Below are 22,455 nucleotides of genomic sequence, written 5' to 3'. Positions count from 1 at the left end.
TGTATGCAGCCCATTGCACATAATAAAATGTGGGTAAAACGCTTGAAGTGTATTCATTTTACAGAACTAGCCACCATATAAAACTTGCCAGCATCGTTCACAACTCAACCAATTAACCTATTTCTGAAAAAGAGTTTAATAGAATGAATAAGAACAAAAGACAATTTATTAAACAAGCCCTTTCAGCAACGCTAGCAAATGTTAATGCTATGTAATATGTTCCGCTTACAACTTATGTATTCACTTTTCAGCTGTAAAGGAGCCCAATGAACTCACATTCATTCGTGTATTCACTATCCAGTACTATACTTGTTTAATTAACAACAACGAGGTATCACTATGAACTTAAAAGAGCTCAGAAACGGTGAATGGGTTGAATATAACAACCATCCAGTAGAAGTAATTGGTATTGATGAAATACTGAAAGTTGCAACAGTGTATGACCATCAAAACCAGCAACCACTGACACTCACAGCCAGTGACCTAATTGCAGACCCACAGTGTCATTGTGACTCATATCAGTATTATTAAAAAGTAACCTAAATACACCGTGCACAAATATTATGTTTGTGCACGGCCTTACTTACCCTTGTACGAAACTAAACCGGTCTAATAAATGGACAGCATCAGCGCGCTCAGTAGAACCAGTTAAAGACAACTTTGCTTCCAAACTGATCCGAGTGTTATTCGTGTTATTCTTGCGGCTACCATGTTTCAGTATCCCACCATCAAATAACAAGACTTGTCCGTATTTAACATCTATTGGTTGTGCTTTTCCTGTGCCATAGTCTGACTCTAACCAGAGTGTTGATGTTCCTTGAGTATCAGCCAAGGGCAACCACATATTAATTTCTTCGAAATTATGCGTCATTGAGTAATCATCATGAAACTCACTGACTGGCCGAGTGGTTGGTAAATGGACCCTTATATCGGGACGCGTATCTAAATTGAGCGAATGCGCGACTTTATGTGCTAAATACTCAGTCACAAAGCGCTTGTACAACCTGACTAAACCGGTACCCTCAGCTTGGTTTTGGATCATCTCTTTAAAGAAAAATTATCTTGTGCAAATAGCTGCTCTGGCATCCCAAACTGCGCTCTTTGTTCAATAATAGCGTCATGGTATTTGTCGATATTATCGCACTTTAGAATACGCTGTGTCATAAGCTCTGCAAATGGATACTGCAGAACATTGAAATCAAGTAATAGCCAATTTTTGAGGGGTGCATGCGAGCACATGCAAGCACGGATCAAACTTTCATCGACAAAGACTTTATTCATTTCTAAGGTGCTAGGCGTTACACTTATCATGAGATCACCTCCTGACAATTCAAGCCTTGTACGATGTGTTCAAAAAGCTTAAGAGATCCCAAACGTGTTATATCATCTACTGGCTTCGGTGAGTCAGCGTGTTTCTCGCTAATAAAATAAGAAAGGATCTGGAAATAACCCTCTGTTTCATCACTATCAACATATCCTTTGTGAATATTCATTCCCACCACCTAGTATAATTAACGATTTGTCTCTCAATTCAAATAGGTTAGAGACATTACGCGTTATCAGCAATTACAGAGCATTACAGCGAGAGGGGTGTAATTACGACTTCAGTGGGATTGTTTAGTTTTTAACAGTAAAAATTACATGCTAGGCACGTATATAATAGCTTGGTGTGTAGTGTGTAAAAGACTTAAACTCTCTCGTCATATGCGCTTGGTCTGAATAGCCAAATTGGTAAGCAACCGCAATTAAATTGGCAGAGGGGTTACATCTCAAGTATTGTACCGTTTTATTTACCCGTAATATACGCTGATATTGTTTAGCGGTGATCCCCATTGCTTGCTTAAAAACCCTTTCAAGTTGACGTTGCCCAACAGGTAACCCAGCTGCAATACTCTGCAATGATTTAGGCTCACTAAAATATGGCAACACGCGTAACAAAGTAGGATTAAAGTCAGCCGCCTATGCAAAAATAGACATAAAATACCTATATAAACACGTTAATAATGCATAAGGGGTATGCGCAGTTAGTAACATATCAAAGCAGACACGTAAATTAGGGTTCTTTTCACCTTGCGTTTTACCTGCGCAAGTTACCTCGTTAGGTAATGGTGAAAAAAGTGACATAGCACCGGGTTGTAAACAAACCCCCACTGCGAGGGTATTTGAAGAAAAAGTCATTCTTTTTGCACGAAGAGTGGCGGGCTGTAAATAAACACCCTGTGCATATTTTACAGAATCAAATGCGATATGGCCTTTTAAACAAAACGTAATAGCGTTACATCCATTTGCTTTTAAGTACCGTGTGACATTGTTGGTATCAACACCTTGATGTACAGCAATCCAAATACCTTGCACATACTTTGCTAATATTCCTTGTGGAAAGTAGACCTGTAAATCCAAGCCATCATTGTGTTGCACCAACATTTTCATTGTGTCTTTACCATCCTACTTTAGGAGTTGAAGGCCCTTGCAACCCTATTCCAACTATTAATCGCATTAATAGCAAAGGTTAAGTCACATATTGAACGCTCATCAAGGTGCTCTCGTAATTCTGATAATTCCTCACTGCCTAAGTCTGCATTATTGGTTATACGTTCAGCCCAATGGAGTATCGCTTTTTCACTTTTAGTAAATAGTGAAGAATTTTGCCAGGCATTCAAAGCAAGTAAGCGCTCTAAAGACTCTCCTTGTGCTAATGCACTTTGACTGTGCATCTCAATACAATATGCACAGCGATTCATTTGTGACACTCTCATTTTGACCAAATCCCATAATGTTAGGCTAAGCCATTGTGAATCATTGAATGCATTTTTTAAATACGCCTCTTGTTGCAAGAGAATATTTAACGCGTTTGGGGCCAACTGATGGTAATTTATCGAATGCATTTTATTGTCCTTATGGTTAAAACCATAAAGTAACAGGCACGCTATCTAAACGTATTGAAGAAAATCGACATAGACCGTAACGATAATACTGAGATGAATTACAAAGACAAATATGAACGATAAATGAAAATTTACGCAGGATGTTTATTCAGCCCTACGCAGCTAACACTCAAAGGGCTGGCATGACCCAGCCGGTATATTACTTATAAAGTTATTCTGAGCCAAAGGAACCAGGCTCCTATTGATAAATTATTCTGCTAAGCAGCGTATCACTTGCTCGTTCATTGTCTCAATGGCTGGCGGTTTATTTAACGCATCGTACTGCGCAGTGAGCCAACTTTCGAACAAAGCAAATGACTCATGTTCATATAATGCTTCAACTCCCCTGTGGACAGAAAGACCCAATAACTCAAACAATTTTACCTGCGCTTGCCACTCTTGTTCTGATGTAGCATGTTTTAAACCATGTTTATTCATTTGCGCACGTTCATACACGCGCTTGATAAGCTTTAAACCATTACCAATTTCTACGTCATAGCTAGATAGCTCCAATTCTGTTTCAGGCTTATCGTCATTTGGGAATGTAAAGATAAAGTCGGCACTTTGCGGATTAACGTACTCAAAGCTCACTTTCTCTCCCCCTTTTAATACCGCTTTATGTGGTAAAAAGGTCAGAGGAATATTTAAGCTGCACTCATTCTCAGTAAGATAGATTGAATCATACACTTTAATGTCTGTGGTGAGTTTAAAGCGATAGCCTGTTTCGAATCCTTCAGGTATAAGCTGCGCCCCTGAAAAGGCGCTGTTGTCGCCCTCAAACAACGCACGCGATTGATTTATATCTAATTTAAAAAACTCACCCAATAAATAGTCTGGCTCTGCTTGATTAACTAGCCAAGATTTTAAAGACACCTCTTCAGGGATCAGTACACCTGAAGGTTTTAAATATTGAGATAAATGCGCAAAAATAAATACTTGAGGCTCTCGTTTTAATAATGCGGTCATCGTTTCAGAAATAATAATATCAAATGATTGGGGCTCTGTGGCTTGCCACTCAGTGGCATCGGCGCATACAACGTCTGTAATATTATTGGCCACATCAAAGTGATTAATTAACGTTTTTACCGCGTCAATATTCTCTGGGTGAATATCAATCAGCGTAGCTTTGACTCTGTCTAATTTTAATACGCAAAGTAATGGAAGCAACAAGGTAGCATATGGTCCAGTCCCAGCATAAAGCACATGGATGTTCTCATTATTGCTATTTAACTTATCTTCAATCGCTCGCTTTACCCCTTGCATAAACTTTTGACTACGTAGTGTTTCTTTTAAACATTTCGCTGCTTGCACGGGGGAAATCGCCACACCTTTTGCCGTTTTCGCATCGTCCCAGTCATTCATGTCAAAGTCAGCACAAACCCCTGTCTTATCAGATAAGTAACTCAATAAATCTTTAATATAAGGCGTCATTGTGCCAGCACAAGTCGCGCCATTCAATAACTGAGTTACGGCAATTTTATATTTACCAAGGCTAACGTTTTCCATACTCATCCTTTCCAATATACGCAATTCTTATGTAGAGATTTAACCTATCAAAATATGCAATAATTGCTATTACAGCCGCTTACACAGAGCTAAATAGTATAATAAACACGCAATCAATATAAAAGAACACTCAAAATACCCTCTTTCGATGCGCTGATAACGAGATCACCTTTTCTGCTTTAGGAGGCTGATATAAATAAGGCCACTAGCTTTTAGCATTAAAAAAAATTGCGACTTCAACCAAAGGCTTTTTGTGACTTAATAGAAATATCTAACCCTTTGTTATGCGGAGCGAACTTTAAGCATTAAGGTAAAGACGAGCTTGCATTATTACTTAACTGCTCATTGCCATGTCACACCAATAGCTGATGTTATAATAAGTCAATCAAGTCGCTCATATATTACTTAAAAAATACTGTGTATAAATAGTCACAACAGATCTGCAAGGCTTGCAGCGCTCCAAAAAATCTCTTATGTCAATAAGAGTATGACGGTAAAGTGTAACTTACTGATTATGAGCGAGTGAGGGCCATTTGCGGATAATAGCCCTCACATTCACATACCTTAAGAATGAATAGCACACTTCGTATCATACCGAGGCGTGCTTTGTGCGATATGATAAATTAACAGTGCCGTCATACTGATCACTGAGGTAACTATAAATAAAACTGGGCCACTGGCCATATCTAATACGAGTCCCCCAAGTAAGGGTGCTAAGGCAAACCCTAGCGAGCATAAACCAGCCGCCCCAAAGTAGCTTGCTTTCAAATGTTCAGGAGCAAGCCTATCAATATGTACATTAATGTTAGAAAACATAATTGCTTCACTCACACTTAATACGAATACACACACAATCCAACCGGTAAAATAATCAACGGGATTTAACGCCATTAATATTTGTGACACAACTAAAATTGCACCACCACAATATAAGCGCGTTTGAATTGACCAATGACGCATGACATGAAGTAAAGGAAATTGAAATAACACAATAACTGCAGAATTAGTCACAATAAGCAAAGACACAAGCGTTGCAAGCTCAGGCACTTCTGCACGAGCTAAATACTGAATTAAACTGGAGTCCCCTTGTGCAAATACAAAGTAAATCAGTAAGTTTGCTGCTAACACTAACAAAAAAACGGTGTCTTTTTTTAATATACCTAACCAGCTGAAAAAATTAGGTGGCGTCGAGCTACTGCTTACTTCAGTAATATTGGCAGCCCTACTATGGTTCATAAGTAGCAATGCAATACACAAACCTAAGTAAGATATTGCAGTGTAAATAAAGCTAAATTGCTCTCCGTTTAAACCTGCCCACAAACCATACAATGGCCCCAAAGCGGCTCCTACATTGACTAAAAAATACAACATGTGTAACGCGAGCTCTCGGTCTTTGTCATCTTTAAGTTCGTCACTTAATACCGCTTTACTTGGGGCATCCCACAAAGAGCGAGGCATTGTTGCTAAAAATACCGCAAAACAAAAAGACCACAATGAGTCTGCAAGTGCCAATGCACTAAATGCAAATATACCGACCAATACCGCAACATATAGTAATTTAAAGCGGCCATAACGGTCTGCCAAATTACCTGTATAAAAACCAAATAAAACAGATACAACCGCTGATATAGTCAATAGTAACCCAACTTCGGTGGCACTTAAGTCATACTTTTGATAAAGCAAAACAGATAAGAAAGGCCAAACCATATAGTAGGTCGCCCGTACAAAAAAATTACCCAGTAACATCACCCAAACTAAGGGTGTAAAATTACCTAATTGTGCGATCACATTGCCTCTATCCATGATATATCCTTTGTTGTTCGAATTATTTAGTGAAAGAGCATAAAACCTAAAGTTAAGTTGAGGTAAAGGAAAATAAAATATTTATTTTATAGCCCGCTATATAACTATCAGCACGACTTAAAAATATTCATTCTCTCTTTTAACCTTTTACAAAATCACATATAGACAACTTATTGGACTTCGCTTTACCCCATAGTACTTCCCCGAAGTCGGCACAGCTGAATTCAAATAAAGATATTTTCATGACGTGAATGTAAATCACAGACAAGAAAAAGGCAGCTCATTACATAGCTGCCTCTTCAAGAAATATGACTCTGTATTACACCGTAATCTTTTCTGGTTTTCTCTGGCTTATTACGACCATTTTTTCACTTTTTTCAGTGCCATTTTTTGTTTTAGTGGCGATAAGTAATCAATAAACAATTTGCCTTTCAAATGATCTATTTCGTGCTGTAAAACAATTGCTAAAAACTCATCACTTTCAATCGTTACAGCATTGCCCTCTCTGTCTAACCCAGTCACCGTTACTTTAGTAAAACGCTCTACATCAGCATAATAGCCCGGAACAGATAAACACCCCTCTTGGCCTTTTTCAACATTTTCACCTGCAACCACTTCAGGGTTTATCAAAATCAGTGGGGCATCTCTTCCCTCTGAGATGTCAATGATGATGATGGCTTCTTTACGGCCGACTTGTGTAGACGCAAGCCCAATACCATCATCGGTTGCATACATCGTCTCTAACATATCATCAATCAGCTGCTGTACAGAGCTCACATCAGTGACTGGGGTTGCGGGGATTTTTAACTTCTCATTAGGAGCTTTAAGGATCTCTAAAACGGCCATTTTACCTCAGTATTTTTACTTGCATATACACAGTTCAAGGTAACGAACCTATCACAAAATCAACCGTGTATTTTTAACGATTTACAATGAGCACATTCTATCGTATTTAAAATTAAAAGATAAGCTTGCACAAACACAACAGAGGCTCCAAACTCAATACCATAAATGCCAAACGTCCTTTCTAACTTGAAATGCTAATCGCACTAGCCTGAGCAGTTTTTTTAATAATTCAGTTGCTTTTATTACTGATCTTTACCGTTTCCAATATAGCTTCGTTAAATGCCGAAGCGACTTCCTTTAACTGCTTATCACGATAATTCGCGACAACAAATATATAGACATCACTCTCAGGGTAATAGCTGAGCATCGCAAATGTCTCTTCAGATATACTTTTATGAAATAAGCGCGGTTCACCGTTAGGCGCTTTATCTGCCACCCAGCCATAGCCATATTGAACACCACCAGCATGCCATGATGCAGATTGCTGCTCGGCTAATATTAACGACCATGAGTGTGATGTTAGCACTTTGCGTGCTCGGATCGTCAAGTACCACTGATATATATCAGAAATCGTCGATAAATACCCTAACGAACCTTCTACATTCCACCTTTTACCCAAGCTTTCGTAAAAATGCTGTAAAGGATGCCCTAATGCTTTATAGGCAGGCGTTAATAAAAATAACTGCTCGACTATATTAGTAGTCTTTACATAGTTTATTACCAAATTAGCCTCTTTACGGCCAATAAGTCGATACCCCGTTTCACTGAGACCCGCTGGAAGCAATATTGCTCCTCTCACAAACTCCTCATAGCCTTGACCAGATACTTTTTCAACGATTAAAGCTAACAGACCAAATCCTATATTTGAATGACGGTGCTGTGTACTCGGTTTAAACAGCAGTGGAGACTTAAGCGCGCGCGATATGAAAGCTTGTTCATTCACTAACTCATAGACCGGCCCTGTACTATGACTAAAACCAGAAGAGTGTGTTAACAATTGATGTAATGTGATAGCACGCTTATCAGCCGGCACATGCTTAAAATAAAGCGGTAACGTATCATTAAGTCGTAATTTCCGCTGCTCAGAAAGCTTCATGATTGCCGCAGCAATGAATTGCTTGGTGATTGAGCCTATATGAAATACAGAGTTAGCATTGAAATTAATTTTCTGCTCTCTATTAGCTAGCCCATATGGCATATTATAAATAACTTTCTCATTATGCGCCGCAAAAAAAATTCCAGAGAAATCGGTGTCTTCGATATACTCTTTAAAATATCCCTCCCCCTTAGGTAAGGCGAATACATATTTACAAGTACAAAGTAGCAGGACTGATATAAACCATACTTTCATTATCTCAATTCACCTCAGCACTAACCCTTCACATAGTTTATAGTGTTCTCTACACATAGTAACCACAAAAACCAAACTTAATCATCACCGAAAATAATTTAGTTATTATCAATAAAAAATTAATAAAAACCCTTTACAATAAGAAATAAAATGGATAGCTTAAAGTGGTAACTAAATAAAGGAGATAATAAAATGTTACTAAAACTAAATAAAAAGAAAATAAAAACTTTAAGCCAAGACGCAGCGAAAATTCCATCAGATATGACCCCAGGCATTGCAGGCGGTGCTCAAGCAGACAGCAGCTATAGAACTTACCGCTGTCAACAAAATACAAACTTATGTTTAACCGATGGTCCCGAATGCCCAGGAAACCTAACATCTAGAGCTTGTTGATTTCATATTAAAGTGCTCTAAGTTTAGAGTACTTTAATAACTTAAAAAATATTAAACACAGCGTATTATTCATTTACCAACGTAGTAAGCAAGTCATGTATCTCTGCTTTTAATTGCTTATCAATAATTTTATTACATGCTATTTTGGCTTGCTCTAATGCAGCGATGGCCCCTTCTTTATCACCTAATTCCACTTTTAATGCACCAATAGAATAACCAATTGAAGAACAGAAATCTTTCGAGTTAATTGCATGTGCCTTTACAAGGGCATGTTCATACAGTGTAACTGCAAGGGCCAAGTCATCGGTAAAATCTGCCAATGTTTCCCATTGTACAGGATGGTCTTTATCTGAGCCTTCGTTGCTCTCACACAAGAGTTTTAATTGCGCATAGTGGTCATCAAACCTTTGCTGATTTTGCGCTTGTGCAGCTGCCATCAAATCATCTGTAAGTGCCAATACAGATTTATATAGCTTGGTGTTCATATTTTTAGCCTTGTGTTTATGTGCGCCTTAACAAATAGGCTTTGATTATAGAGCTTTTTACAACAAAACAGAAACTTATAAAGTAACGACTTATGGTTCACAACCCACATGCACTGCCAGTGCAGTTCACACCCGTATCGTATAAAAGGGTTGTCAGCGATGTATTTTGCGTCACATCGAGATCAACTAGATTATTTCGAAGTACATTTAAACTTGTTAATTCAGGGTTTTCTCAGGGCGGGATCACACTTTGTAAACAAGGCAAATCTATGATCTACAAATAAGGCGAGCATAGGAAACTCCCCTTTGTACCAATACAGCTTGATAGTATCAATCATATAGCTTTCAATCGTTTGATTCACCCCTATGTCCACTCTGGACACAATACATAACAACGATAAAAGCCTCCAAATAAAAGTCCAAAAAACATTATTGATCACAAATTAAATCTAAAAATAAACATGTTTTTTGTTATTTAATCAAAAAGATTCTGTTTTAACTATCAACAAAAAATACGTAAACAGGAAATTACGATGACAAAAAACACAACACTTCACTTAATCGCAGCGAGCTTATTGATTGCGCTAAATCAAGCAAATGCTGAGGGCTTTGACAATAACAGTGATAACTATGATCCCACCAAGCACGTGTGGGAATATACCTACCAACTAGCTGGTGGGGATCCGCTCGTTTTCCAACAATGGCACTTACAAAATACCGGGCAAACTGCTGGAGCTGCCAACCCGGGGAAAGCAGGCATTGACTTAAATCTTGATTTTACACACCGACGCGGAATTTTTGGTCAAGGGATCAATATTGCGATTATTGATGATGGCCTTGCTACACATCACCCTGACTTAACATCGAATGTAGCACAAGGCACAACGCCAAACCCAGATCCGTATATTTACGAGTACTTTTCTAGAGGTCGCAATAAAATTGATAATCACGGCACAATGGTAGCGGGCATTGCTGCCGCTTCAGCCTTCAACAACCATGGCGGCCGTGGTGTTGCACCTAGTGCGACACTGACTGGTGCAAATCTGATTGGAAATCAATCCAATGTACCAGGTTTAGCACTGGCTATTCGTTCTGTTATGGATATGGATGGCGCAGTTCAGCCCATGAATAAATTTACTGATGCACGTGTTATTAACCAAAGTATTGGTTACACATTTAGCGATCCAACTATTTATAATACGTACCTTGGCTTCTTCGAAAACATTGCAGATGTGCAGCAAATTGCTGCAACACAAAGCCATGGCGGGAGAGGTTCTGCATCAATAAAGTCTGCGGGTAATGACCACTTTATTGGCGGTCGCTGGAGTGATCGTGAAAAAGGTGAATTAACGCTTGTTTATCCAAATGCTTATGCCTTACCTGCTTATAACACATCTGTGGCAGATCCAACCAACGCTAACTTCTGGAACATTACGGTATCTGCACTAAATGCAAATGGCACCCTCGCTAATTACTCGTCAGCTGGTTCTGCGGTATTACTTGGCGCACCTGCCGGAGAATACGGTGTTCATAGCCCTGCCATCGTAACGACCGACCTACCAAAATGGTGTAAAGATCAAGCTGAGAATGAATGTGAATACCCTGTTTATACCAATGGTATGAATGGCACTTCTGCAGCAGCACCTGCACTATCTGGTGCAACTGCCTTGATCATGTCAGCCAACCATCAACTATCTTGGCGTGATGTAAAACACCTTATGATCACAACAGCAACAAAAGTACATGCAGACAGCGCACCTCGTACCATTGGTGATTTTGAAGCCATTCCTGGTTGGCAAATCAATGCTGCAGGGCTGCCTTTTCATAATGACTATGGCTTTGGCTTAGTGAACGTCGACGCAGCGGTCGAAAAGGCATTACAAACAGGTACTATTTTACCTGAACTTAAAGTACGCAATTACGATGTGCGCGTATCAGGTGACTCTGCAATATACGATAACTTTACAGCAACACAGTCTGTACATACACAAACTGAAACCCTTACCGTTGAAGGTGTACAAGTTCGATTAAGCTTAGAGCACGACCGTCTAGGCGACTTATCGATTGAACTCATTTCGCCGAGTAACACGCGCAGTGTATTACTTCATGCCGGTACTGACCTTGAAGGCAATAAATTTGATAACACACTTATGCTATCAAATCATTTCTATGGTGAAACTGCCAAAGGTGACTGGAAGCTTCGCATTGTAGACACTAATGCTAAAGATGGTTGGAGTGAGAGAACATATGACGTTTCCAGTGGTGAGTTCATTGCAGACTCGGTGGTCAATTTACCGCAACGCGCTGACAAATACCAACCTAATAACAGCCAGCCCGGTAACCTGATCGGCTGGAACATTCGCTTCTATGGTCACTAATACTCAATGTATTAAATGACTGTTCAAAGCTTGCGACACGCTCGAATAGTAATAACAAAGGAGAAGTTGCATTACTGAATTATGCTATCAATGTTGCTTACCCCGTTACTTACGCATTTTGCACTTAAAAATGAACAGTAATTTAGTCAAGTGCCTATAAACTAAAATGCCAACTCTTTAAAACAGAGTTGGCAATTTGTAGCTCTTTTTAAAGTAATATAATGTCCCGCTACAAGATTTAAATAATCAGATGCGATTATCTGCCTCAATGATTCAAACACGTCAATATAATTTCTTATTATTTACTGTATATTTCGACCTGAACCGACATTATTTTTGTATCAAGCACGTAATTTATTGTATGAAAGCCAATTAGTTCGGTCTACATAATACGTGCAATGTAAATAAAAGGTTACATTTAAAAGGTTGTTTTTTCGCCTATTGCTGGTTTGCATCCTTCCAAAAAGACAGGTCATACCATGACTAAATTGTCAACAAAGTGTTGCAATCTAGGTGTATCTCAGATTACTTCTAGATTACTCAATAACGAGAACTTAAGGATACAACATGAAAATGACACTTTCTGCATTGGCAATACTGAGCTCTTTAGCCAGTATGAGCACATCTGCATCCGCCGTAGACGTATCACCAAACATTGTTGGTGGTACAGAAACTCCCGCTTACTCAAGACCCTATCAAGTTGCCCTACTAATGAATGGCCGACAAGGTTGTGGTGGTACATTACTTAGTCGAGAGTGGGTGCTCACCGCGGCACATTGTTTAGACACTGCATCAACCAGTAACCTCACGGTAAAAGTTGGTGCGCATTCACTGTCTCAAAATGATGGGCAAGTATTGCGTGTTTCTCAGATCATTAATCATGAGCAATGGCGTGGTGCGAATGGGATCCGCTCAGGATACGATATTGCGCTACTGAAATTAGCGTCTCCAGCAGAAGCAAAATATACCCCAGCTAAACTGCCAACTGCGGAAATCGAACGTCAATATGCCAGTGTTGGTAATTCCGTTACTGTCTCTGGATGGGGATTAACCTCAAACCGGGGTCGTCCAAGTGACCGCTTATTAGAAGTCGCACTGCCAGTAATAAGCAATGCCAATTGCTCTAGCCAATTAAATTATAATATACCTAACTCCGTGATTTGTGGCGGTGGCCAAGGTGGCAAGTCTGCCTGCAATGGCGACAGTGGTGGCCCTTATGCTGTGAGAGTTGGTAACGACTTTTATAGCATGGGGACCGTCAGTTGGGGAATCGGTTGTAGTGGTGCAACTGCCTTTACCAGAACCACTAGCTATTTAAACTGGATCCAGAATAAAACTGGCCTGCTTGATCCTATTGACGCGCCACCAGTTGCTGATTTTGATGTACAAGTCAATCAATTCACCGCGCAATTTACCGACCGTTCAAGCGATGATACAAGTATCATAGCGCATTATTGGCAATTTGGTGATAGCCAAGGCGGCACATCGACCAATGCAAACCCAACATACCAGTTCCCCCAAGCTGGCACCTATACCGTAAGTTTAACGGTTACGGATTCAGCACAACAAACCCACACAACAGCTCAGTCAATTCAAATAGGCACTGCGACTCCCTGTAATGGCGTGACACCGTGGAGCGCCACAATTGCCTATGCCTTAGGTGATAAAGTCAGCTACCAAGGCTTTGAATATGAGGCAACTTGGTGGTCACAAGGCGCAGCCCCTGATAGATACAGCCAAGTTTGGAAAAAAGGCCAAGCCTGCTCAGATATCACAGATCCCGCTCCAACAGCCGACTTTTCAGTGACGACTTTAGGGCTAGTTGCCACGTTTACAAATTTAAGTCGCGACAATGGCCAAATCACACAAACAAATTGGTTGTTTGGTGACGGCACTAGTAGCAATGCATTTTCACCTACACATAGTTACCGTGCCAATGGCAGTTATCAGGTAAGCTTAAGCGTAACAGATGATCAGGGGCAAGTGAGTCAATTTACAAAAACAGTGATAGTCTCTAGTGGCGACAATACCAATTGTAATGGCATTCAGCCTTGGTCTAGTGAGCAAATCTACCTCGCGGGTGATCAAGTCACGGTCGGCAATATGATTTATCGCGCCAATTGGTGGGTCCAAGGAGAAAATCCAACCGCCTCAGGTCCATGGGGTGCGTGGCAAGCAAATGGTACATGTCAGTAAATATTTTGATAATTGTTTTATTAGTCTTTCAACCTGACTTTTAAAAAGCCTAAGTCCCATGTAACCTGAGCAGTATGACAAACATACTTACCTAATTTCATGGGACTTAATCAACAAACTTCGTCAGAATTAACGCGCCTTGGTGAACGTCTTAAAAGCGTGCTTAAACTTGCTCTTTCAGAACTTGCGCCACATGTGCACAGTATAAATTCTCTGACGATATTCTTAAATTACCACCGCTCCAATAGTCAGCGTGTATTTACGGCGCAAAAATTAACCGATGGCCATCAAGTATTATGTGCACTGCCCGGCGTAAAAGCGTTGCAAGAGTTTATCGAAAAGGCGTCACCGCATATTTCCGCCACAAGCTATGAAAAATTGAGCAAAGCCCACCAACTTTACGCAGGAGCTATTGCACAGCATGCTTCAAGCCATGCAGATTTAAAGCGTCAGTTAAATGCGTTACACTATAAAAAAAGCCCCTCTAAAAGTGATAATCGAGCGCAACTATATTATGCTGCTAAATCATTATTAGGTTTTAGTATTGACCACGTCTGTTGCAGTTATGTGTTGACAGTAAATTCAAGCAACACGCACTTTTTGCAAGAGGTCGCCATGATAAGCAAATTAGGTATACAACGTGCGCAAGAAGCTGCTCCCTTTGTACAATTTTACTCTCACCCACACCCCAATGATTTTAATAAGCCAGCTCGCCTAACCCAAACATCAAAAATAGAGCAGAATCAATTCAGTATTGGCATTGTAGAGCCCTTATCTTCTCCTGGGTTTTATAATGCCTATACCAGCTACTCAGTCAGTAACTCAGGAATGGTCTTTGATGAGATCCCGAACGTCGACACATTGGATGCAACATTTATTTTCAATAACCCAGATGAACTTGTGAACCCGCTTACACACAGTAGTCAATGTACATCCACCAGTATTTCCATAAAAAATCCGGCAAAAAAGCTCACATTATTGGTTTTTGTTGATAAAAAAATCAATGCGACCAGCAACGTGAAAGTAGGCTGTTACCATGGCAATCAGAAAGTCGAAGAAGGGAAGCTCAATGCAGCCGACATGTGGACAGAGCGACTGCCTGACTTCCCTCAATTACAGGTTGTTTCATTAGAGTCGCCACAAAACTATATTACTGAACATCCTGAATTGGCCGAAAAGATCGCATTTTTACTCAATTACAGTGAACTCGAAGATACCCAATTTGCTTGCTATGTGATGGAAGTAGATTTTCCGATTTGGTCCTCTACTTATCGTATTTATTTTGAGCACAGTGAATAAATAAACATAGTTTGTTACAAAACCTTAATGCGTTCCGTAAGCAGCATAATTAATATGTTGCCTACGGCCGCATCATTCATACATCATTCAATCACTGCGGTGTTCAAAACTAAACGCTTGCTCTTTAACAAGCTCGCCAGAACCTGAGCTCGGTGTACTATAAAACTGTACTTGCAATTTATCGTCTTGATTATTCAACGCTATATACGCAAAACCCCATGTAAAACTTTTTGACCAAATTAGGTCATACTCAGGATAACGCTTTTCTTGTTGCTCAGAGAAGGGGGTATGTTTACCACGCATTTTTGATGCTGCGCCACTAATTATAAGTGGTAATTTGGCCTTTTTATTACCAGGAAGTACACGCGAGCAATCATCCGTTAATAGTTCTAAGTCATGCTCATGACCCGCAATATATGCATCAGCATATTCACATAATTCAGGTAATATTAACCGCCGTAAAACATGACCTTCGTCATACTTACTTCCGCCAATGGACCAAAGAATATGGTGCCCATATACAATTTTCCATTTTGCCGTCGAGTTTTTCAAGCCATTTGCTAACCAAGCCAGTTGTTTATGGTCTTCCCCATTAATAGGCACTTCATGACGTTCTATATCCTCAATTTCTGCCTCACCACTTGCCAATGCGGCTGCAAGTCCTTGCTCTGAGCCATCGCTACGCAAAGGGATTTCGTAGTAATGTTGACCTGAGAGGAGCATATTCGTATCAAGTACGAAAAACTCTACGTCATTCCCCTCAGTACCTTGTTTATAACTATAGTAACCGCGCTCCTCCATATAAAAATTGGGTTGAGTGGCCATCCATTCGGTTTGTAACGCAACGCCCTTCCTAGAGGTTTTCCAATCATGATTACCCAGTGCCGAATACACAACGAGATCAGGTTGCTGTGCAAATAACGGCTGTAACGGCTTTAAAATCAAATCATCCATGCGCTTTTGGTCATCTTTGCCATCGTTCGCATCGGCACCATCAGGATATATATTGTCTCCCAATTGAATGGCAAACTGGCACAACTCAGATGCACACAGGGTTGCCATAGCTTTGCCAACCGCTATCGCCCCCCCTTGCTCAGTGGCAATATTCGTTTCTGGATAAACATAAATCGGCGCATGACTGAACTCTTCTAATGGTCGATGATCAGCTATCCAGTCTTTTTTCTCCGCAGCTATAAATTCAGCTTTAGTTTTGGGATTTAGAATATGCTTAGTTTTTGGGTAATCAGTATGGTATCCCCCATCACCTAAGGCCAAAAAAGCGATGCGATTGGCACTATTTGGTTGCTGTACATTTTTACTAAAAACGGTGCTGGCACATCCAGCTAAAATAGTCGACGACGCGACCATGCTATAAAATAAACTTTTGTTCATATTTATTACCGCCAGCTCTCACTGACAGACCTCCTCAATTTTCAAAAAACTATAGTGATGTCAATGTGAAACCCAATTCAAAAGCACGGCCATAGCTTTCATATTGATAGTTATAATCTGGAGTCCCGTGATACGCATAGTAGGGTTCATCCGTTAAGTTAACAGCATTAAAATACAGTTGTGCTTGTTCTGTAACATTGTATTTTGCACTAAAATCGAGTTGCAGATGCGCATCTTGATATACACGAGCCCCATTCTCTTCAAACATAAAGCTCTTGCTTTTATAGCTGCTACTGAGCCTTGTACTGATGTTATTGCTCTCATAACCAAACATAATATTGGCAACAATATCTGATTGGTTTGGCAATGTATCATCAGCGTCAATAAAGGTACCATTGGCAGAAAACATCAAGCCACTATGAAAGTTTTTTGTATACGCAAGTTCAAGTCCAGCTAAACTGGCAGCCCCTCCATTCACCGCTTGAACAACTTCTTTATACCCTTGCCACAGTCCATTATCCTGTACCTGTTCAATACTGATGAAATTGTCAATGTCTTTGTAAAACACCCCAGCTGAAATCACTCCAATGTTACCTGGATAATACTCTAACGACATATCTAAGTTATGAGACTCATAAGGGTCAAGAGCCGGATTACCCACTTCCGCTTTGCGCTCCACTTCGATGTTGTCATCCTCTAGGCTCGTTTCAGTTTCAACAATTTGAAATGCCGCAACATCAGAAAACCCAGGGCGCGCGATGGTGTTGGTATACGCAAAACGTGTAATAAGTTGCTCGGTAAAATCATAACGCACTGTAAAATTGGGCATAATATGCTCATACTCTTTTACAGCATCAAATCGGCTCAAATCAACCCGCTCAGTGTCGGTTGTATCGTCTTTGATCAACTCAACCTTATTACCCGATGTACTAAAGTCTGTCCCCTCATAACGGACTCCGCCAATAACTTGCCACTGGCCTATATCGACCGTTAACATAGCGTATGCCCCCAGTACTTCCTCTGAAATATGATAACTGCGCCCTTTACTCTCAATTTCACTATCTAACTGGTTGATATCAAAATGTGTTCGGTTCTTTTTTACAAATTGAGCAATACCAGTGCGAGACAAACCAGGTCCAAAATCACCTAGACTATATGAGGGTGAGGCACTACCAAATTGACTCGCCAGTGCATCATCAAAACCACCATCAAAAACGGTAGTATGAGTATCGTTCATTTTGTCCCGTTCTGAATATTTTACGCCAAATTTAAACTCACTGTTAAAACCAGCTACTAGAAACTCTTTAGATAAATCGATTTTGAAACTAGTAGCATCATCTTCAGCTCGGTTGTTTTCCCATACAATTTCATCCAGTTCAAAACGGCTTAAATCGTGTGCGCTTTCATTGCGACTTAAAGTAGGTGTTTCTGATAGGCTGCCATACCCTATCATGAGCTCATCAGCTGCAAAATCAGTATCAATACGGTTAGGCTCTGTTTCACTAGACTTTGAATAACCTACGCTATATTCAACAAACCATTCTCGAAGTTGATGCTCACCTCCTAGCACCAACGACATAATTTTTTGTGACTCATAGCGGTCTTTGGTGTCTCTATCCATTTCTGCATTACTGAATATCGCAGAGGTATTCGTATGAGTCCCTGAGACCAATGTACCTTTATCAAACTTATACTCGTTTCGCTGACGAAACTCATCATCTGAAAATTCACTGAACAATGTCCGTAAGTAGTACTTACTCAGTTGGCTTGAGTGTAAGTCTAAATTCAGTGCGGCCCCTAATCTCTCACGTTTTATCACATAATGGCGTTGCTCTATTTCCTGCGCACCAAATAGGCTGACTTCTTCTCCTGTGGCATCTTCAATATCATATAATTGCCAACCACCGTCAGTTTCCATATTGTGTGAACCGAACTGGCGCTGTGACCAAGACACCGCTGCGGCAACACCTAAATCATACTGTTTCGACAAAGCGACTATATCTGTGAAACTCCCTGATAACTTTGGACTCGTTTTATCAACTTGCGCATTATTCGTTGCCTGTGCAGTCACACTATAACTGCGGCCTTCTCTATCAAAAGCACTTAAACTTTTAACTTCAATACTCCCGCCAATTGCACTGGCATCCATATCAGGGGTAACTGTTTTACTCACTTCCAAACTTTGCACTAATTCACTGGGGATAACATCCATCGCCACACTGCGTACACCCGACTCAGGTGATGGTACATTCGCCCCATTTATCGTGACGTTATTCAAACTAGGGTCAATCCCACGGATCCCAACAAAACGCCCTTCACCCTGATCTCGTTGAATAAACATACCAGGCAATCGCTGTAATGCTTCAGCCGCATTTTGGTCTGGCAGTTGCCCAATTGCATCACTGCTCACAATAGATTTAATGCCAAGTGCGTTTTTTTGTCTATTCAAAGCACCAGCCTGCCCAGCTCGTTGCCCCATTACAATTATATCCTCTAGTAAGGCATCACTAGCACCCAATTGAATGGTCGTATTGAGGGTCTCACCTTTTACAATCTTCACAGTACGCTCTATCGAAGGCGCGCCTAAATAACTCACATGCACTGTATATTGGCCTTCAGGTAAGTTTGTTAACCTGAATGAGCCATCTCGATCAGAGCTGACACTGCGAGATAACTCTTTTAATGTCACTTTTGCCCCTTCAAAATACACGGTATTATTTTGATCGCTTACCCGACCTTGTAATGTGTTTGCATAGCTATGCACTGAAAACAGCACACTGGCGGTGGCTAAAGCAAGCTTAGAATATGAAAAATTCGACGGTTTTTGTAATTTCATTTTTATTTTCTCTTTGCACAGGAGGTCAATGTTTGTCCCGCTAAATGCGGCAACGCAGCAAAGGTAAAAAAAGTACATGATACAAATATGTCAGAACTATCTAGACAACGTCGCAAAGATGCATTTAGCCGGTTTTTTATGCATTTTCATCCAGTAATGAGCCTATTTAACCCCCCTCTTGGATCAGCTTTATCGTGATAGATACCGCTCAGCTACCACTAAACACGAGTTATTGTCATAAATATGTGCCCTTTAGTGAGCTAAAGTGACCCTATAAGGTGAATTACTCTGAGAATACAATAACGCGTAATAGCTTAATCAGCGGCCAATAAATTAGCGATCCCTATGTCTCAGTCTTTTATAAAATTACACACCACATTATTAAGCACTTTGCTTTTCATGCTATTTCTCGCACTGCTCGTTGTGTTTCAGCTCGGTACCTTAAAACCTGCAGTGGACATCGACTGGGTAGATAGTGTTGCTGAAGGAGGGATCGCCTTTATGACTTTAATTTGGCTACTCACCACCTTAATAATGCGACCAAAAGGCACCGTAACTAACTTGTTATTTTTTGGCCTCAGTGCCATGCATATAACCCTATTACTGGATTTCTTAGATGAGTTTTTTACTTTCTCAAAACACCATAGCTGGTTAAGCAGCCTAGAAGCATTTCCAGCGGTGGTTGGCATGATCCTTATGAGCCTAGCAATGTATTATTGGGGTCAAGAGCAACGTGTACTCAACCACCTGTTGACTAAAAAAGAACGGTTTTATCGCACCCATGGTTTACATGATTTTATTACCGGGCTGTATCGTGCTGATTATATGAAAAGACAAATTGAACAGGAGCTTATAAAACTACCTAGCACTTCCAATTGCTTTTGCATTGCTTTATTTGACATAAAAGGATTCGCACTTTTTAACCAGCGCTATGGGTCTATACGCGCCAACAATCTACTATTTGATATTGGTCAGATTATTACTTTAAACCTGCGAAATACCGATTTAGCGTGTCGTTTTGCATCTGACCGTTTCATCGTATTATTACCAAATACCAGTCACCTAGAAGCAACCTACATAACAGAACAAGTGGCTAATATGGTGGCGCAGCACACGCCGTATGATCAAAATCAGGCTATGACCGGTTTTAGTCAAGTACACTGGCACTGTGTCGAAGCGGCTGATACAGATACATTGAGCAATTTACTTACCGAACTAAATCAAGGGCTCGAACAACAAAAAAGAACAACCACAGTATGAAACCCTACTTTGATGCCGAAACAGCTTGCCTAAATAGCCAATCATTATTATTACCACTCATTGAAATGGCAATGCAACGTGGTGTGAATAGTCATCAAATACTGAAAGGCAGTAAACTCTTTTATGATGACCTAATTAAGAGTCAAAAAATGCTGAGTTTTACGCAACTTAACACTGTTATAGAAAATACGATACAACTGCTGCCAAGTGACGGGCTTAGCTTTTTATTAGGTCAACATTGGTTATTCAATCAAACCAATTATAGTGGGCAAGCTTTACTCAATTGTAAAAACTTGATGCAAATGAGTCGAGTGGTATGCTTAAAGCAATTTTCGCTCTGTCCGTTGGTGTTTTTTATTCCTTATCGCTGTGATAGCCACACTCACTACGTGTTTAACTTGGCGATTGCTATGCCCCCGCCCAAGGTTAGTGAGTTTTACTTTGAAATGATTGCAGCCAAAATGAATGCGCTGTGTAAATGGAGATTCGACTTTACAAACAAGATACTCGTGAAGTTCCCTTTTAGTGCCCCTAAACACCTAGAACAGTATTATGCTCACTTGGCCGTGCAATATCAGTTCGAGCATCCCTATTTTTGTATTTCTATACCTAATGAATTGCTCAGAGTTTCACAAACCACTGCAACCCCAATCATGCATCATTATTATTTGCAGCAAGCCAATAGTACTTTTGAACCGGTCGGGTTTATTCAATATGTATCAAAACAACTTATAAAAAGTCCAAAGTGTAGCAGCGACGCCATCGCACATAGTTTAAATATCAGCTCAGCGACCCTCAAACGAAAGTTAAAACACCATAATACTTCTTTGCAAACCCTTAAAGATGCCTTAGCTAAACAGCATGCGGTCATTAATATTACTGAGCGGGGCTACTCGAACGAACAAACTGCGCTTCAGTTGAACTTTTCTGACTTGACCAACTTTCGGCGCACATTTAAACGTTGGACTGGCATGACCCCTTCGCAATTGCGTAGCACAGTCGCGTTAAATACTTAAAACACCTTAGTCGCACAAATACAAGCAAACTAAATCAATAATGGTGTTTTAACTACGTTGCGACTATCCCTATGCTGCAATCAATTCCCAATCGGTGTATTGTAAATGATCACTTGTCGCATGGTACAACACAGAACCAATGGTAACGAAGTGCGCTTTTTGAATATCGCTTGCGCGGTGCATAAATATAAGGAGCTGATTATTTGTTAGCTTTGAAAGATAATCAAGGGACACTCCATCGAGCACTTCAGAACGACTTTCATAAAGGAAGTGACAATCAGGAGGTACAAAATCACGCTTACTTAGGGCTAGGTAAGGATCGGACAGAGTATAGAAAATACAAAGTTAGAAAAGTCGCAAAGCTATGAATGGACACCTTGTTGGCAAAACCTAACAACAATGGGGCAAACAATTTATTATCGTATAGAGAATAGAAAAGAGCTAATCGACACGCGTTACTATATCGGTTCAGCTGACTTAACCGCAGAAGAGATGGTAGCCTCAGTGCGAAAGCACTGGTCCACTGAGAACAATCTACATTAGGTCCTAGGTGTGTCTTTTAGAGAAGATGAAAGTCCAATAAACAGAGGAGCAGCTGCAGGGAACCTCAGTTTGTTTAGGCATGTGGGCTTAAATCAACTAAAACACGGAGTAGCTTTAAGGGAAGCATTAAGCGAAAGCGACGTAAAGGGGCCATGGATACCGAATATTTAGACAAAGTTATTAACGCGGTGGTGAAAATGTATTACATGTATTAGTTCAGACAAGAT

General features: G+C 40.3%; 20 protein-coding genes. 7 read left to right on the top strand and 13 right to left on the bottom strand.

Annotated elements, in window-relative coordinates; genetic code table 11:
- Nucleotides 1-339 precede the first annotated feature (339 nt).
- On the top strand, nucleotides 340-531 hold the full coding sequence (locus CWC18_RS14840; RefSeq protein ID WP_138592023.1) for a hypothetical protein: 192 nt from the start codon (nucleotides 340-342) through the stop codon (nucleotides 529-531).
- Nucleotides 532-583: 52 nt separating this feature from the next.
- On the opposite strand, the gene CWC18_RS14835 is transcribed toward CWC18_RS14840, so the two are convergent.
- From CWC18_RS14835 to CWC18_RS14790, 10 genes are all read right to left on the bottom strand, one after another.
- A complete protein-coding gene (locus CWC18_RS14835) occupies nucleotides 584-1,042 on the bottom strand; it encodes a hypothetical protein (RefSeq protein ID WP_138675573.1) in 459 nt (152 codons plus the stop codon).
- Nucleotides 1,039-1,311 carry a hypothetical protein gene (locus CWC18_RS14830; RefSeq protein WP_138592025.1) on the bottom strand — a complete coding sequence of 91 codons (273 nt, stop codon included), beginning with the start codon at nucleotides 1,309-1,311 and terminating at the stop codon, nucleotides 1,039-1,041. Before CWC18_RS14830 ends, CWC18_RS14835 begins: the two co-directional genes overlap by 4 nt.
- Nucleotides 1,308-1,493, bottom strand: a complete 186-nt coding sequence (locus CWC18_RS14825; RefSeq protein ID WP_138592026.1) for a hypothetical protein — start codon at nucleotides 1,491-1,493, stop codon at nucleotides 1,308-1,310. The genes CWC18_RS14830 and CWC18_RS14825 overlap by 4 nt, the downstream gene beginning before the upstream one ends.
- 151 nt (nucleotides 1,494-1,644) lie before the next feature.
- The gene (locus tag CWC18_RS14820) at nucleotides 1,645-1,929 is read right to left on the bottom strand and encodes a helix-turn-helix domain-containing protein (protein ID WP_171041123.1); all 285 of its coding nucleotides are present in this window, start codon (nucleotides 1,927-1,929) and stop codon (nucleotides 1,645-1,647) included.
- 30 nt (nucleotides 1,930-1,959) lie between these two features.
- Complete coding sequence (locus CWC18_RS14815; protein WP_138675571.1) at nucleotides 1,960-2,430, bottom strand: DUF6597 domain-containing transcriptional factor; 471 nt, start codon at nucleotides 2,428-2,430, stop codon at nucleotides 1,960-1,962.
- 20 nt (nucleotides 2,431-2,450) lie between these two features.
- Nucleotides 2,451-2,885, bottom strand: coding sequence for a carboxymuconolactone decarboxylase family protein (locus CWC18_RS14810; RefSeq protein WP_138675570.1), 435 nt, complete (start codon nucleotides 2,883-2,885; stop codon nucleotides 2,451-2,453).
- Between the two features lie 249 nt (nucleotides 2,886-3,134).
- The gene (locus tag CWC18_RS14805; RefSeq protein WP_138675569.1) at nucleotides 3,135-4,430 is read right to left on the bottom strand and encodes a methyltransferase domain-containing protein; all 1,296 of its coding nucleotides are present in this window, start codon (nucleotides 4,428-4,430) and stop codon (nucleotides 3,135-3,137) included.
- Nucleotides 4,431-4,994: 564 nt separating this feature from the next.
- A complete protein-coding gene (locus tag CWC18_RS14800) occupies nucleotides 4,995-6,233 on the bottom strand; it encodes an MDR family MFS transporter (protein WP_138675568.1) in 1,239 nt (412 codons plus the stop codon).
- 354 nt (nucleotides 6,234-6,587) lie between these two features.
- Nucleotides 6,588-7,079, bottom strand: coding sequence for a peptide deformylase (gene def, locus CWC18_RS14795; RefSeq protein WP_138592031.1), 492 nt, complete (start codon nucleotides 7,077-7,079; stop codon nucleotides 6,588-6,590).
- 229 nt (nucleotides 7,080-7,308) lie between these two features.
- Nucleotides 7,309-8,430, bottom strand: coding sequence for a serine hydrolase domain-containing protein (locus tag CWC18_RS14790; protein WP_138592032.1), 1,122 nt, complete (start codon nucleotides 8,428-8,430; stop codon nucleotides 7,309-7,311).
- 192 nt (nucleotides 8,431-8,622) lie between these two features.
- Between CWC18_RS14790 and CWC18_RS14785 the strand changes: the two genes are divergently transcribed.
- Nucleotides 8,623-8,823, top strand: coding sequence for a hypothetical protein (locus tag CWC18_RS14785; protein ID WP_138592033.1), 201 nt, complete (start codon nucleotides 8,623-8,625; stop codon nucleotides 8,821-8,823).
- A gap of 65 nt (nucleotides 8,824-8,888) precedes the next feature.
- Here CWC18_RS14785 and CWC18_RS14780 read toward each other — a convergent pair whose 3' ends face one another.
- Nucleotides 8,889-9,308 carry a tetratricopeptide repeat protein gene (locus tag CWC18_RS14780; RefSeq protein WP_138592034.1) on the bottom strand — a complete coding sequence of 140 codons (420 nt, stop codon included), beginning with the start codon at nucleotides 9,306-9,308 and terminating at the stop codon, nucleotides 8,889-8,891.
- 533 nt (nucleotides 9,309-9,841) lie between these two features.
- On the opposite strand from CWC18_RS14780, the gene CWC18_RS14775 reads away from it, so the two are divergent.
- From CWC18_RS14775 to CWC18_RS14765, 3 genes are all read left to right on the top strand, one after another.
- Nucleotides 9,842-11,686 carry a S8 family peptidase gene (locus CWC18_RS14775; RefSeq protein ID WP_138675567.1) on the top strand — a complete coding sequence of 615 codons (1,845 nt, stop codon included), beginning with the start codon at nucleotides 9,842-9,844 and terminating at the stop codon, nucleotides 11,684-11,686.
- 567 nt (nucleotides 11,687-12,253) lie between these two features.
- On the top strand, nucleotides 12,254-13,882 hold the full coding sequence (locus CWC18_RS14770) for a trypsin-like serine protease (RefSeq protein WP_138675566.1): 1,629 nt from the start codon (nucleotides 12,254-12,256) through the stop codon (nucleotides 13,880-13,882).
- Between the two features lie 99 nt (nucleotides 13,883-13,981).
- Nucleotides 13,982-15,181, top strand: coding sequence for a hypothetical protein (locus CWC18_RS14765; RefSeq protein ID WP_138675565.1), 1,200 nt, complete (start codon nucleotides 13,982-13,984; stop codon nucleotides 15,179-15,181).
- 87 nt (nucleotides 15,182-15,268) lie between these two features.
- On the opposite strand, the gene CWC18_RS14760 is transcribed toward CWC18_RS14765, so the two are convergent.
- Nucleotides 15,269-16,573: a metallophosphoesterase gene (locus CWC18_RS14760; protein WP_249348291.1), complete on the bottom strand. Its 1,305-nt coding sequence runs from the start codon at nucleotides 16,571-16,573 to the stop codon at nucleotides 15,269-15,271.
- A 49-nt stretch (nucleotides 16,574-16,622) separates the two neighbouring features.
- Nucleotides 16,623-19,409, bottom strand: a complete 2,787-nt coding sequence (locus tag CWC18_RS14755; protein ID WP_138675564.1) for a TonB-dependent receptor — start codon at nucleotides 19,407-19,409, stop codon at nucleotides 16,623-16,625.
- Nucleotides 19,410-19,754: 345 nt separating this feature from the next.
- Between CWC18_RS14755 and CWC18_RS14750 the strand changes: the two genes are divergently transcribed.
- Nucleotides 19,755-20,669 (top strand): GGDEF domain-containing protein, encoded by a 915-nt coding sequence (locus CWC18_RS14750; RefSeq protein ID WP_138675563.1) that lies wholly within the window; start codon nucleotides 19,755-19,757, stop codon nucleotides 20,667-20,669.
- Nucleotides 20,666-21,685, top strand: a complete 1,020-nt coding sequence (locus CWC18_RS14745) for a helix-turn-helix domain-containing protein (RefSeq protein WP_138675562.1) — start codon at nucleotides 20,666-20,668, stop codon at nucleotides 21,683-21,685. Before CWC18_RS14750 ends, CWC18_RS14745 begins: the two co-directional genes overlap by 4 nt.
- The last annotated feature ends 770 nt before the right edge of the window (nucleotides 21,686-22,455 follow it).

This window comes from Pseudoalteromonas aurantia (assembly GCF_005886875.1).
Taxonomy (GTDB): domain Bacteria; phylum Pseudomonadota; class Gammaproteobacteria; order Enterobacterales; family Alteromonadaceae; genus Pseudoalteromonas; species Pseudoalteromonas aurantia_A.
This window is presented reverse-complemented; position numbering and strand designations above follow the sequence as displayed.